This is a genomic window from Candidatus Jordarchaeum sp. (assembly GCF_052745115.1).
In genome coordinates this window covers 1-14,660 of sequence record NZ_JBRAKS010000065.1, presented here as the reverse complement: position 1 = coordinate 14,660, position 14,660 = coordinate 1, and the positions used below count along the sequence as shown (strand labels likewise).

Genomic DNA, 14,660 nt, shown 5'->3' with positions numbered 1-14,660 from the left:
CCGGCTGCGCCACATACTTTGCGTTGGAGTCTAAAGGAATGCGCACAGCCAAAGAGTCAGGACTCCAAATAATGAAGCTGGTAGAAAAAGGCACCAAGCCTTCAGACATATTGACTAAGGAAGCCTTTGAAAATGCGATTCGAGTTGATATGGCTATTGGAGGCTCAACCAACACCGCTCTACACCTGCCCGCCATCGCTAATGAATTGGATATGAAAATTGATATTAAGGACTTTGACAGGATTAGCCGGGAAACCCCGAACTTGTGCAGAATAAAACCGAACGGCCCACACAATTTCAGCGATCTGGAAAAGGCGGGGGGGATTCCAGCAGTGATGAAGAGACTGGAACGCTGGCTGCACCTTGAAACTATAACTGTTTCCGGAAAAACAGTGGGCGAGAACATTAAGGAGGCCACTGTTAAGGACGATGAGATAATAAGACCTATTGATCGACCCTACATGAAAGAGGGAGGTATAGCGGTTCTTTACGGTAATTTAGCCCCAGAGGGAGCTGTGGTAAAGACATCGGCAGTACATCCTGACATGTTAGTTCATAGCGGTCCCGCAAGAATCTTTGAGTCTGAGGAAGACTGCCACAATGCTTTCGATAATAATCAAATAAATTCGGGAGATGTGGTGGTTATAAGATATGAAGGACCGAAAGGCGGACCTGGGATGCGAGAAATGCTGATGGTAACCATGAGGATTTCGGAGAGCGACTTGAATAAGTCTGTTGCTCTTGTCACTGATGGGCGTTTCTCAGGCGGAACAGCGGGACTGTGTATCGGTCACGTGTCCCCTGAAGCTTTGGAAGGCGGACCAATAGCGGTGATTAAAGAAGGAGATATGGTTGAGATAGATGTTCCGAACAGAAAACTGAATATTAAACTTAGCGAACAAGAAATTGAAAGAAGACTAAAAACCTGGAAGCCCCCCAAACCTAAAGTTGAGAAGGGATTTCTGGCTCTATACGCTAAAACATCTTCGTCCGCCAACAGGGGAGCTATAAGAGAAATAGAGTGGAAGTAATAAATCATTTTGTACAACAAAATTCGAAACAGTTTTGTATATTTAAAACCGTATAGCATCGTCTCTCCTCAAACTTTTTGACAGCCTCAAAACTTACAATTTATTACCCACTCTTCGCCTATTCAAAAATATTACACAAGTTTATAGCATCAACTATTCCACCCGAAGACTTTCATTTTTTTAAAAAAGGAAAAGTTTATCATTATCATCAGCACCACGGTAGAATAATCGTTGGTAACATCGTAATCACAGTTTAATTAGGTTTATTCCGTTGTCAGGTAGTGTTTATATGAAAATAGTTCTTGTTAATGTCCCCTACCCTTTTAATGAGTGCCCTACCATCCCATTGGGACTCTGCTACATTGCAGCTGTGGCTGAGAAAAATGGCTTCGAGGTTGAGATTCTCGACCTCCTAGTTTCAAGGTTTTCTATTAAAAAAGTTGAAGATAAGATGAAAGAGTTTAAACCAGAAATTGTCGGTGTGGGCCCTGTTACCATAAGTTACCCCGCCGCACTCCGGGTCCTTGAGGCTTGCAAGAAGTTTGGGGTCACCACAGTAATAGGAGGATGTCACGTTAGTTTCTATGACCGAGAAGCCCTGCGGGAAGCCCCCTACCTAGACATAGTGGTAAGAGGAGAAGGCGAACACACCTTTCTAGATATCATTAGAGGAAAAAACCTACAGACTATTGAGGGTGTAACCTACAGGGAAGACGGAGAAATCATACAAAATCCCCCCAGAAAGTTTATTGAGAACCTAGACGAAATTCCATGGCCAGCAAGGCATCTTGTCCCTATATCAAAGTATCGAGCCTTTAAGTCTGGCTGTGACATGATGACTGGTCGAGGATGCCCCTACAGCTGCACCTTCTGTGTGGGGGGCAAAATGGTTGGTAAGAAGCCTAGGTTCAGAGACATAAGTAAGTGTGTTGACGAAATTGAAGAAATTGTATACAAATACGGTTTCGACAGAATCAACGTAGTGGATGATCTTTTAACCATCAATCACAAGAGGGTTTTCGAATTCTGCGACGAACTGGATAACAGAGGACTCAAGATCGAGTGGACGGCTTTCTCAAGAGTTGATACGGTCACCAAAGAGATTTTAACCAGAATGAAGGAAACCGGCTGCATTTTCATTTTGTACGGTGTTGAGAGTGGAAATCAAAAAATACTGAATCTAGCAAAGAAGAGAACAACCATAGAGAAAATCAGGAGAGGTGTAACCATTTCGAATGAAGTTGGAATAACCACTCTGTCCTCATTTATATTAGGTCTTCCAGGGGAAACAAAGGAAACGATTAAGGAGTCCATGGAGTTCGGGAAATCTCTGGGGAATTGGTACGGTTTCCACATACTATCACCTTACCCGGGCACAGAGATCAGAGAGAGAGCAGAAGAACTAGGCTTAAAAATACTTCACAACGACTGGTCAAGATATGATGCAAACCAAGCTATTACTGAAACAAAGGACGTGAGCGCCGAATACATAAATAAAATGGCTAAAGAATTTTATCAATCACTAGAGCAGGCTATAAAAGTTATAGAGTCAGCTATTGATAAAGGAGAAGACCTCAAAGACGACGTATTTACCAAAAAGGACATCGAGGAAGTAAGACTTAGAAAAAGAAGAAGATTAGTTTGGCAGATACTAAAACACGACTATATAGAACGAAACGGTAGGTTTACAGAAACTAGGAACCCTGTTGAGCTACTCACAGAAAAACTTTACACACTCAAGGCTATTTCGTCTATCCTAAACAAGGAAAGCATTGCTGAGGAAATTAGGAAAATGTTCCAAGAAGGCGTTATCAACTACGCGCAAGACGAAAACTCGGTCGCATGGTACTGGACCAACACTGACGAACAGAAAAAAACAATAAGTGGAGAAACAACACAACCTCTAAAAAAGCCAGCCACCATATAGGGTACTGCTGCTCGTAGGAAAAGTTTATCTCTCTCCACCATTCACCATAATATTCAATTATACGATTCGAAACAAGCCCCATAGTATGTTTCGGGCCGACTGGTGATTGTTTGTATGAAAGTACTCCTCATAAATGTCCCCTACCCCTTTAATGAGGGTCCCACTATTCCGTTAGGACTCTGCTATCTTGCTGCTGTACTTGAGAAAGAAGGCTTTGAAGTTCAAATCCTTGACCTACTTGTTTCAAGTTTTTCTATTAAAAAAATTGTTGACAAGATGAAGGAGTATAAACCCGAACTCGTGGGTGTGGGTCCCATAACCATAAGTTATCATAATGCTCTTCGTGCTGTTGAAGTTTGCAAGAAGTTTGGAGCCACAACAGTCATGGGTGGGTGCCACGTTAGCTTCTATGACCGGGAGGCCCTGCAGGAAGCACCCTACCTAGACATCGTGGTAAGAGGAGAGGGAGAATACACTTTACTGGATATTGTGAAAGGAAAGGACTTGAAAAGTATTGACGGCATAACCTACAGGGAAGACGGACAAATCATACAAAATCTTCCCAGAAAGTTTATTGAGAACTTGGACGAACTTCCTTTCCCAGCGAAGCATCTGCTTCCCTTATCTAAGTACAGAGCCTACAAAACCGGCTGCGCCATGATGACTGGTCGAGGATGCCCCTACAACTGCACCTTCTGTGTGGGGGGCAAAATGGTTGGTAGAAAGCCCAGGTTCAGAGATTTAAAACTGTGTATTGACGAGCTTGAAGAAATAGTCTTCGACTACGGTTTCGACCTAGTTAATGTGGTGGACGATCTTTTAACCATCAATCACAAGAGAGTTTTCGCCTTCTGCGACGAAATAATCAGCAGGGGGATTAAAGTTCAGTGGACTGCTTTCTCCAGAGTGGATACAGTCACAAAGGAGCTTTTGAGCAAGATGAAGGAAGCGGGCTGCATTTTCATTCTATATGGTGTTGAGAGCGGTAACCAGAGGATACTGGACCTAGCGAAGAAGAGAACCAACCTGGAGAAAATCAGAAGAGGTGTAGCCATTTCAAACGAGGTTGGAATAACCACTCTATCATCATTTATATTAGGTCTTCCAGGAGAAACAAAGGAAACAATTAAGGAGTCTCTGGATTTCGGTAAATCTCTGGGCAATTGGTATGGTTACCATATCCTCACCCCCTATCCCGGCACTGAAATAAGAGAAAGAGCAGAGGAGCTGGGAATAAAGATTCTTCACAGCGACTTTTCGAGGTACGACGCCAACCAAGCCATCACAGAAACAAAGGACGTGAGTGCCGAATATATAAATAAAGTAGCTAAAGATTTTTACGACTCGTTACAGACCACTATGGATCTGAGGGAGGAGGAACATAAAAAGCAGGGAACTCTAACACAGGAGGAAAAAGATTTCATAGAACTCAAGGAGAGAAGAATATTCACTTGGCACATATTAAAAAGAGATTATATTGAGAGGCATGGCAAATTCACGGGAAGCGGAGACCCTGTTGAACTCCTTGCAGCGGAAATTTACAAACTACACTCTATCTCATCTTTCATGACAAAGGATCGGACTACTGAGGAAATAAGGAAAATGCTTGAGGAAAGCATTCTCGGTTACAAAAAGGACGATAACTCTGTGACATGGTTCTGGACCGACTTAAGTGGGCGGAGAAGGCATCACGAAGTATTCGCGCATGCTCATTAGTACCTAAAGTTAAAATGATTTGTCTGTGGCTTGAACCTTGTGATAAGCTAATTTATTATAAATCCGTAAATTTTATTTTATGGATAATATTTTTGTAAAATGATCTGGATTGTGAAATAGACGGAGCAATCAAGCATGAGAACTCTGTTGATTAATGTTCCCTATCCTTTCGAGGAGTGGCCGACCCTGCCTCTGGGATTAACTTATCTTGCCGCGGTGCTTGAGAAGAACGGGTATGAAGTTGAGTTTCTGGATATGCTTGTTTCGAAATTTTCCATACCAAAGATAAAGGAGAAAATACAGGAGTATAAGCCAGATATCTGTGGTGCCGGACCAGTCACTATGAATTATCCCACCGCTCTTCGTGTCATTGAAATCTGCAAGAAAATGGGGGCCATAACAGTAATGGGGGGACCACATGTTACCTTCTATGATAGGGAAGCTTTGCAGGAAGCACCCTACTTGGATATTGTGGTTCGAGGCGAAGGCGAGTATACTTTACTGGATATAGTTGAAGGTAGAGATCTAAAAAGCATTGAAGGCATAACATATAGAGAGGATGGAGGAATTATTAGGAACCCTGACAGGAAGCTTATTGAGAACTTGGATGAACTTCCCTTTCCCGCGAGGTCTCTTACACCTATATCAAAGTATAGAGCCTTCAAAGCGGGTTGTGACATGATCACTGGTCGAGGATGTCCCTATAACTGCACTTTCTGTGTAGGCCATAAAATGGTTGGTAGAAAGCCGAGATTTAGGGACATTAAAAAGTGTGTTAACGAATTTGAAGAAATAGTTTATGATTACGGCTTCAAAAGAGTCAATATTGTGGATGACCTGCTAACAATAAATCATAAGAGGGTTTTCGCTTTCTGTGATGAGATAATTCAGAGGGGAATTAAGACTCCGTGGACTGCTTTCTCCAGAGTAGATACCGTTACAAGAGAGCTTCTAACTAAAATGAAAGAAGCTGGCTGTGTTTTTATTTGCTATGGTGTTGAGAGTGGGAATCAGAGGATACTAGACTTGGCGAAGAAGAGAACGACTCTGGAGAAAATAAGAAAGGGTATAGCTCTAACTAATGAAGCGGGCATAAATAGTCTTTCCTCTTTTGTCTTGGGACTCCCAGGTGAAACAAAAGAAACGGTGAAGGATTCTTTGGAGTTTGGAAAGTCTCTGGGTAATTTATATGGCTTCCATATTCTTTCACCCTACCCTGGTACCGAGGTCAGGGAGAGGGCTGATGAACTTGGGCTAAGAATTCTTCACAATGACTGGTTGAGATACGACTGCAACCAATCTGTTTCTGAGACCAAGGATGTGAGTGCTGAGCACATAAATAGGGTGGTTAAAGAGTTTAATGACTCTATAGAGGCAGCTATTGAGAGGAAAGAGGAACTCAAAAAACAGGGAAAACTGAGTAAGAAGGATGATGAAGAAATCGATCTTAGAAAGCGGAGAATGGTCGCATGGCAGATACTAAAAAATGATTATATAGAAAGGCACGGAAGGTTTACAGAAAATAAAGACCCTGTTGAGGTTCTCACAGAAAAAATCTACAATCTCAAAACAGTGTCATCTATTCTAGGGAAAAATGAGGTTGCAGAGGAAATAAGGAAAATGTACGATGAAGGTATTCTCGATTATACTCGTGATAAAGATTCAGTGGCATGGTTCTGGACCGACATAGGAAAAAGAGATAAGCAACAGAAGGAACTCCTAAAGAGCCAATAATAATGGAAAAACACTTTTTGTTTTACGTAAACTTTAAGTATTTTATTTGGTCTATTTGCGATAAATCCATTTGAACTAGTAAATGAGGCGGTAATCTATTATGAGAACCTTGTTGATAAATGCGCCTTACCCATTCTCAGAATGCCCAACTCTCCCATTGGGATTAACTTATCTGGCTGCTGTGCTTGAGAAAAACGAGTACGAAGTTGAAATATTGGACATGGTAATTTCCAAATTTTCTAGAAAAAAAATTAAAGATAAAATTCAAGAATTCAAACCGGATATCTGCGGTGCAGGACCCGTTACTATGAATTATCCCACCGCCTTAAAAGCGCTCAAGATTTGCAAGGAAATGGGTGCCATGACGGTTATGGGAGGATGCCACGTTACTTTCTGGGACGAAGAATGTTTACGTGAGGCACCCTACATTGATGTTATTGTCAGGAGAGAAGGAGAGTACACCTTACTAGATTTGGTTAAGGGTAGGGACTTTAAAGACATTCTGGGTATCACATATAGGGAAGATGGACAGATTATTGTTAATCCGGATAGGCCATTTATTCAGAATCTGGATGAGTTGCCTTTTCCAGCGCGTCATCTTCTGCCGCTGGCGAAATACCATGCATACAAGACCGGTGCCAGTATGGTTACTGCTCGTGGGTGCCCCTATCACTGTATATTCTGTGTAGGGCATAAAATGGTGGGTTCCAAAGTTCGTTATCGCAGTCCAAAACTGGTTGTAGACGAGATCGAGGAAATTCTCAGTATAGGATTTAAGGACATCTGTGTAGAAGATGATCAGTTGACTATGAATCACAAACATGTCTTCGATATCTGCGATGAAATAATTAGCAGAGGATTAAAGTTTGACTGGGCCGCATTCTCAAGATGTGACACCGTCACCCCAGAACTGGTGGAGAAAATGAGGGAGGCGGGATGTTACTATTTCTGCTACGGCGTGGAGAGCGGAGACCATAGAATACTGGAGCTGGCGAGAAAAAGGCAGACCCGGGATAAGATAAGAAAAGGGGTTAAGATTGCCAAGGAAGGGGGAATAAAGGTACTAGCCTCATTCATAATGGGACTGCCGGGAGAAACCCCCCAGACCATGAAGGAGTCCCTGGAATTTGGTGCAGAACTTGATACGGCGTATGGTTACCATATTCTTGCTCCTTTCCCGGGAACAGAGGTAAGAGAGAAAGCCAAGGAATTTGGAATAAGAATACTTCACAATGATTTTCTGAGATACGATGCAAACCAAGCGGTTACCGAGAGTGATGAAGTACCCAGAGAACTCTTAAACAAAGTGGTGGGAGAGTTCAACGAGGCCATAGAATCGTGCATAAGAGACACAGAAAGAGAAGTAATTGAGGGAACAGCCACACCTGAAATGGTGGCCGAAATAAACCTGAGGAGAAGACGCAAACTTGCCTGGCTTCTCCTGAAAAACGACCGCATCGAGAGAAACGGAATACTAGAAAACAATGGAGAACAACCAGCCAAACTACTAGTGGACAAAATGCACTCCTTCAAATCTGTATCAAACATCTTAACCAGAGACCAGGTCGAAAACGTGATCAGCCAGTTTATCAAGGAAGGGCTATTGGAATACGATTCCAACGACCATCAGATAACATGGAAATGGGTACAAATAGGCAAAAAGAAAAAAACGTAAGCTAGAAGCTTATAAAACCAGAAAGATAACAACTTCAGAAAATTGTTAATTAGTACTTTTTTTCACATTTACCAATTCTTTTTTAGTCTAGTCTTCGGCTATAAAGTAGAGTGAGGGGTCGTCTTTTTTCTCTTCTTCGCTTCTGAAAAGTCTTGGGATTCCGGGGTCGAAATCATTCTCCATAAAGAAGGGCACATACTTTTTCATTGTTCTCTCTGTAAGGTCCCAGTTTATTTGATCCGTGATGCCTACAAAATTGGTGTATCTAGCGTATCCGTAGCAGTAGGCGAATGCTCCCGCGATTAGGCGTTGCCTTTTGTCCCATTCAGAGAATCTCAGGTACAGTTCTGCCTGCGCTTTTTGAGCAAAATCGTTGAATGCTTCCAGTACATCCAGGTCTAATGGTTTCACTTTGTCCCCGTCTCGTGTAAACAAGGCTACTCCAGTAATTTTTTCTGTAAAGTCCACGGGCTCTGTGGTCATGGTTGAAAAATCGTCGAATTTTGCTTTTACACCTTTTAGTCGCAAGGCGTAGGCGATGTTGCTGTATGGTGCTTTGGCTTCTGTCGCTGACCAGGGGAAGTGTGGTTTTCCTCCGTCGTAGAGGTGTAATATTTCGCTGAAAACTAGGATTTCATTTTTACTTATATTGTAGGGTCCGTGGTCACCGAGTTTGGCTCTTGCTTCGCACTCGTCCAAAAATGAGTAAACTTCTAGATTAGTCATAATTCTTTTAATCTTGGCCCCTTGCTCGGGGGTTATGTCTATGATTTGTTCTTTAACCCAGTCCACATCGGTTTGATTCAGGGCTAAGTTCTTCCAGTTAGAATCATAGACGGTTAGTTTTCCCTCGGGAAAATATGAGGATGCTAATCTTTTCCAAAAGTCGAGTATGAAAGCGGTCTGCTTTCTTTTCTTTTTGGGTTCGCTTTTAGGGTCTCCTTTTTTGGCGAATATCTCTCCCATTCTTCCACACATGTAGTATAGGGGGATGTAGAATATGGTCATTGCATGTAGTTCGGAGAGTATTTTTCTACTCTTTTTACCCATATTCTCAGGGGTGGTCTTCTCGGATACCTTCTTTAATATATCGTAGAGTATGTCATAGCTGTTATAGAAAGATACACAGATATAGGCAGTTACTGGGAAGAGCTGGGATTCCAGTAGACCTCTGCTGGTGACTTGGTAATCAACCACTCTTGAAATGTGGGGTATAAGCTTGTTAGCTTCTTTAATATTCATAATGGAACACTCCCAGAATTTTCTAAAAAATAGTAGTAGGACATATAAAAAACTTTGCTAATTCTCTTTTTGAGGAAATGAAATTTATAAAATAGGGCATTAATGTGTTTATTTGGTTTAAGCACTAATCTTCTAAGATGTGCAGTTCACCTTTCGATTCTCCGCAGGCTACGATTTTTGCTTTCTTGCCGTTTAGCTCCCCGTCATATTTGATTTCCGCTCCCATCAGACCCGGTATACCGAACTCTCTTGTAACTATGGCTAGGTGTGCGCCGAGACCTCCTGATAAGCAAACGACTCCGCAAATGCGTGATAGCACTGGTGCTAGGGTTGTGGTTCCCGCATCCTGAACTATTGGTATTTTTCCTTCCGCTCCGGATTTGAGGAGGGAAACCACATCCTGAACAGTTTTTATTACTACTAGTTCGCCCTCGGCTTTTTTTTCGCAGCTTATCATGCCCTCAGCAATTTTCTTGTAGCTCATATCTATTCCTCATAATATTAGTTATTTAAATTATATAAGAATCTTATAAATTAATTGGAAGACAATAAGGTCGCTCCCAAGGTGTTAATATAGAGAGGTTGCTTTTTTTGAGATAAAAATTATTTTCACTGCTAAATTTTGACTGTTACTAGATACTCTGAAATACCGTAGCCTTTTCCTTTTTTTCCTTTTAATTGGAACTCGGAAAAGTTTTCGTAAATGTCGGTACGGATTCCTTCTTTGAACTGGCGCGGCGGATAAACTATGCTATAAATCTTCTTCGAATAGAGGGTTTCTGATTTACCATTTGCGTCTATAGCCAGATATGTTGAAGACTGGGGTGTTTTTTTGTCATCCTCGTATTGTGTTTCGATTCTTGCGTCCACTATCTCCGTATTGCCCTTGATATTTGAAATAAATCCGCTAATTTCGGTTTTTCTACCAATCGTCAGTCGTATTATATTCACGGCGTATTGGTCGAATTGGGCTTGCATCCAGTCCCATTTTGTTATTTGCGAGTAGTCTCTTAGGCCCCATGAATGGTCACGGTGACCGTAACAGTCAACATTTATAGAGACCCCATCAGGGAAACATATTGTGCCATTCACTTTACAACTCTGCTCGTAATGCTCCTGCTCAAGAACATCCTTCACATAGGCTTTCTCAGGGTCGAAGCGGAATGGTGGAAACCTCCCATAGAATTTAAAATCCATACTCACCTTCTCGGTATCCAAGAAAACGTTCCATTCCTTATTCGGTTTAACTAATTCAAATGCTAATTTTCCATCGCTAATTTCTTTCAGTTTCCCGCTTACATCAGTTGAATTCATGTAACCATCAATTTTTCCATCGATCAAATAAGTAGTAAGATAATCTGTTCGCCCATTATTCGGATAAGTGGATATGTAGAAGACTCCGCACACCTTGTTTTTGACATCCATATAGGTGAAGTACCAGGACTCTTTCCAGTCCATTCTTTTAGGGTAATCGTGCGGATACTCTTCCGAGTCTTCCACTGTTCTTTTTACACTCATTTCTCGACCATCCAGTAGAACGTTGGGTCTGTTTTCCATTCTTCCTTCGGTCTGAAGATTCGCGCCCAGCTAGGATGCATTACTTTCCACTCATTCATCACCCTTGGAAACCATTTTTCCCTTGTTTCATCATTTATGCCAAATTTGATTTTTTTGGTTATGCCTCCCAGATCCGTGAAAACGAAGAGGTATGTTGTGAAAACCTCTGCTCCTGAGAGTATCTTCATTTCCTCTGGCCATTCTGCGAATTTAAGGTAGAGTTCTGTTTGCGCATCTGTTGCAAACTGGTTTAAGGGTTCAAGCATGTCAAAGTCAACTGTTTCAATTTTGTCGCCTCTACGAGTAAATATTGCAACCTTTCGTATGTTGTCTGTGTAGTCTGCGGGTTTGATGAACATGGTTCCGTAATCTGTAAACTCTACGGATTCTATTCCTTTAAGGGTCAAAGCAAAGCAAATGTTCGGCAGAGGAGACTTTGCCTCCAAGTCACCCCACTCGAATTTAAGATTGGTACCGTCCCATAGGGGAGAGAACTCCCGGAATATGAGAATCTCATCATCACTTATTTTGTATGGTCCCATCTCGTGTATTGAAGCCCTACACTCGCAGTAATAGAGAAATGCGGTTAATTGTAGCTGAGCCATGGTTCTCTTCAGCTTAGAAATCTTATCCTTATCCATTTCAGCCAGATTATCCTTGACCATGTTCAGAATGGAACCGGGAAGAACATTAACCTTAAAACCATTATCCTCAGCATAGAGACATCCATCATAGTATGCGCTAGCCATTCTCTGCCAGAAATCGAGCATAAAATTAACTTCACTCTTTCTTTCCTCGGGCTCATTCTCCGGTCCCCCCAGCTCCCACAATGTCTGCATTCTTCCAATCATGTACAATCCGATAAATGCCCACATACCCAGTGAATTAGGTATCATCGCAAGCGTCTTGCTTTTTCTCCCTATTTCAGCGGGATCAATATGTTTTGCTAACTCCTTCATAATCTGGTACTGATATCCGTTGTAAAGCTGGAAACAAGATAAGCCGTTGTAAGCAGTCACGTTGAATAACTGTGATTCCACGAGCGTCCTCTCGGATAGCAGTCTTGTGGAAACATCGCTAACTTTACTTATTAGCTGGTTAACCCTATCAATATTCAGATCACCTAACATAGCAAACCATCCGAAAACAATTCTTGCTCAAAATTTTTTTAATATTGGTTACACTCATTTATAAATTAATTGGAGAAAAACAATTTGTAAATCATAAGAACTATTAATTGTTAATTGAGATTCCATATGAATGATTGGGTAAAACTTAAGTATTGGGTTTAGAGTTGTAGCACTATGTCAACCAGAACGCTTCTCATTAATACACCCTATCCTTTCACCGAGTGTCCCACAATTCCTTTGGGACTGACCTATCTTGCAGCGGTTCTTGAGGATAGAGGATTCGAAGTGGAAATCCTAGACATGGTGGTATACAAATTTTCCCGGGAAAAGATTAGGGAAAAAATTTTGGAGTACAAGCCGGACATAGTGGGAGCGGGCTCGGTTACCATGAATTATCCTCACGCTAGCCGCATACTGGAAATCGCCAAGAATGAGGGAGCCACCACAATAATTGGTGGACCACACGCCACGTTTGCAGACCGTGAAGTTCTAACCGAAGCGCCTTGGATCGATATTATAGTTAGAAGAGAGGGGGAATACACGTTTCTGGATATTGTTAAGGGTAGAGCTCTTAAGGATGTTAAGGGTATAACTTACAGAGAGGATGGGGAGATTGTTAGAAATCCGGATAGAGAATTGCTCATGAATCTGGATGAGTTACCGTTTCCTGCTCGACATTTAATTCCCTTATCCAAGTATATTGCGTATAAGACTGGTTGCAGTATGGTTACTGGAAGGGGGTGTCCTAACCGGTGTATTTTTTGTGTTGGTCCCAAGATGACTAGTAAACGGATGAGGTTCCGGGACCCTAAACTCTGTATTGATGAGATGGAAGAGATTCTGGATTATGGTTTCGATGAAATAATTGTGGAAGACGACACCTTCACGGTTAACAAGAAACATGTTTTCGCAATCTGTGACGAAATAATAGACAGAGGATTAAAGTTCACTTGGAGTGCTAACGCCCGTGTCAACACGGTGACCAAAGAAATGCTGGAAAAAATGTTCGAAGCGGGATGCATATTCATACAATTCGGAGTGGAGAGCGGAAACCCAGAAATTCTGAAAACCAGCAAGAAAGGAATAACCCTGGAACAGGTACGCCAAGCTACCGAAATCGCGAAAAAGGTGGGTATAGGTGTTCTCTCATCATTCATAATAGGATTACCAGGAGAAACAGAAGAAACCATAAAAGAAACAATGGACTTCGCAAAAAGTCTAGGAACCTACTACGGTTACCATGTATTAGCTCCATTCCCGGGAACAGAAGTAAGAGAAAGAGCAGACAAGTTGGGAATAAAAATTCTCACAGACAATTGGTTGAGATACGATGCTAATAGAGCAGTGACAGAAACAGAAGGAGCCTCAGCAGAATACATGAATAAAGTGGTGAGAGACTTCTACAAGGGTGTAACAGAATATGTAAAGAATCAAGTAAAAGCGGAGCAAGCCGGAAAGGCCAGTGAAGAGGATCTTAGAGACGTTGCAATAAGGAGGAGAAGGTCACTTGCCTGGCACTTGCTCAAGAATGATCTAATAGAAAATTATGGGAAATTTAAAGATGATAATGAAAAACCGGTTAAACATCTCGCAGAAAATTTATACAATTATCGGGGAATAAAAAACAACTTCACAAAAGAATACATTGATAACGAGATTGAAGAAATGGTTAAACAAAATCTCCTAACCTATATAAAAGAAGATGAGAACATTATATGGAAGTGGAAAATGCCAGAAAAGCCTAAGAGATTAACAGCAGTCAAGAAAGTTTAACCAATTTTTTAAGATTATTTCCTTACTTCTGCAAAAAATTGTGGAAATATCGAAAAATTCATATTTCCAAAATATGCAGATTTATAACAAAAGAGCGTCTGAAAATTTTTTCTTTTTAGAAAAAGGGGAAGCATAATGCCGGAAAATGGACTTCTGCACGTCATAGCGCAGCTACAAAATAAGAATAGAAAAATCCGGGAAAGAGCAGCGGAAACTCTCGGCAAATATGCCGAAGGAGAAATAACTGATGAAAGAGCTTTAGAACCCCTAATAGCCCTGTTAGACGATAAAAAAGACAGAGTGCGAAGGACAGCTGCGTACGCACTTGGAAGATACGCAGAGCAAGGGTTATGCAAAAAAGAAGCTTTAGACAAGCTAATCACTCTAATGGAGGATAAAAGTAGAAGCGTGCGTCAAAACGCCACCTTCGCCCTACTGATGTATTCTTACCAAAATGTAATGGATAGGAAGGCTCTCAAACCATTAGTTGAAATGTTGGAAGAATCCGATTTTTTAGCCAGTGGAGAAGCAGCCTATACACTAGCCCAATATGCGGAAAAAGGTTTAGTGGAAGAATCAGCCTTGAAACCTCTGATTAAGCTTCTTGAATCTAAGGACAAGCTCGCCCGAGCCAACGCAGCCTATGCCTTAGGAAAATACGCGGAGAAAGGAATCGTAAGTCAACAAGCTGTAAAAATACTAGCCAAACTATTACAAGATAAAGAGTACAAAGTGCGTGAAAACTCCTCCATGGCACTAGATGAATACTTGAAAAAAGGAATCACCATCACCGAAGAATAGACAATGTAATTGTTAAAAAGATTCCAAGGATTCAAATTTATGATTTATAAATGTAGAGTACCTATATTAAAAAT

The 14,660-nt window shown here is 41.4% G+C and carries 11 protein-coding genes; 7 read left to right on the top strand and 4 right to left on the bottom strand.

The genetic code is table 11. The features are described 5' to 3' along the window. From ACUVXA_RS06635 to ACUVXA_RS06615, 5 genes are all read left to right on the top strand, one after another. On the top strand, positions 1–1,031 hold a 1,031-nt coding region (locus ACUVXA_RS06635; RefSeq protein WP_445870464.1), incomplete at its 5' end, for a dihydroxy-acid dehydratase domain-containing protein. A gap of 289 nt (positions 1,032–1,320) precedes the next feature. Next, on the top strand, positions 1,321–2,958 hold the full coding sequence (locus tag ACUVXA_RS06630; RefSeq protein WP_445870463.1) for a B12-binding domain-containing radical SAM protein: 1,638 nt from the start codon (positions 1,321–1,323) through the stop codon (positions 2,956–2,958). 114 nt (positions 2,959–3,072) lie between these two features. After that, the gene (locus ACUVXA_RS06625; RefSeq protein WP_445870462.1) at positions 3,073–4,674 is read left to right on the top strand and encodes a B12-binding domain-containing radical SAM protein; all 1,602 of its coding nucleotides are present in this window, start codon (positions 3,073–3,075) and stop codon (positions 4,672–4,674) included. A gap of 135 nt (positions 4,675–4,809) precedes the next feature. After that, the gene (locus ACUVXA_RS06620; RefSeq protein WP_445870461.1) at positions 4,810–6,408 is read left to right on the top strand and encodes a B12-binding domain-containing radical SAM protein; all 1,599 of its coding nucleotides are present in this window, start codon (positions 4,810–4,812) and stop codon (positions 6,406–6,408) included. A 100-nt stretch (positions 6,409–6,508) separates the two neighbouring features. After that, complete coding sequence (locus ACUVXA_RS06615; RefSeq protein WP_445870460.1) at positions 6,509–8,083, top strand: B12-binding domain-containing radical SAM protein; 1,575 nt, start codon at positions 6,509–6,511, stop codon at positions 8,081–8,083. Between the two features lie 87 nt (positions 8,084–8,170). Here ACUVXA_RS06615 and ACUVXA_RS06610 read toward each other — a convergent pair whose 3' ends face one another. From ACUVXA_RS06610 to ACUVXA_RS06595, 4 genes are all read right to left on the bottom strand, one after another. Beyond that, positions 8,171–9,325 (bottom strand): hypothetical protein, encoded by a 1,155-nt coding sequence (locus ACUVXA_RS06610; protein ID WP_445870459.1) that lies wholly within the window; start codon positions 9,323–9,325, stop codon positions 8,171–8,173. A gap of 124 nt (positions 9,326–9,449) precedes the next feature. Continuing rightward, entirely contained in the window at positions 9,450–9,809 is a 360-nt protein-coding gene (locus tag ACUVXA_RS06605; RefSeq protein WP_445870458.1) for a PEP-utilizing enzyme, read from the bottom strand. Positions 9,810–9,940: 131 nt separating this feature from the next. Continuing rightward, on the bottom strand, positions 9,941–10,843 hold the full coding sequence (locus tag ACUVXA_RS06600) for a DUF7065 domain-containing protein (RefSeq protein WP_445870457.1): 903 nt from the start codon (positions 10,841–10,843) through the stop codon (positions 9,941–9,943). Continuing rightward, entirely contained in the window at positions 10,840–12,012 is a 1,173-nt protein-coding gene (locus ACUVXA_RS06595; RefSeq protein WP_445870456.1) for a hypothetical protein, read from the bottom strand. The genes ACUVXA_RS06600 and ACUVXA_RS06595 overlap by 4 nt, the downstream gene beginning before the upstream one ends. A gap of 174 nt (positions 12,013–12,186) precedes the next feature. On the opposite strand from ACUVXA_RS06595, the gene ACUVXA_RS06590 reads away from it, so the two are divergent. Beyond that, on the top strand, positions 12,187–13,785 hold the full coding sequence (locus ACUVXA_RS06590) for a B12-binding domain-containing radical SAM protein (RefSeq protein ID WP_445870455.1): 1,599 nt from the start codon (positions 12,187–12,189) through the stop codon (positions 13,783–13,785). A gap of 135 nt (positions 13,786–13,920) precedes the next feature. Next, positions 13,921–14,586 carry a HEAT repeat domain-containing protein gene (locus ACUVXA_RS06585; protein ID WP_445870454.1) on the top strand — a complete coding sequence of 222 codons (666 nt, stop codon included), beginning with the start codon at positions 13,921–13,923 and terminating at the stop codon, positions 14,584–14,586. Positions 14,587–14,660: the final 74 nt, after the last annotated feature.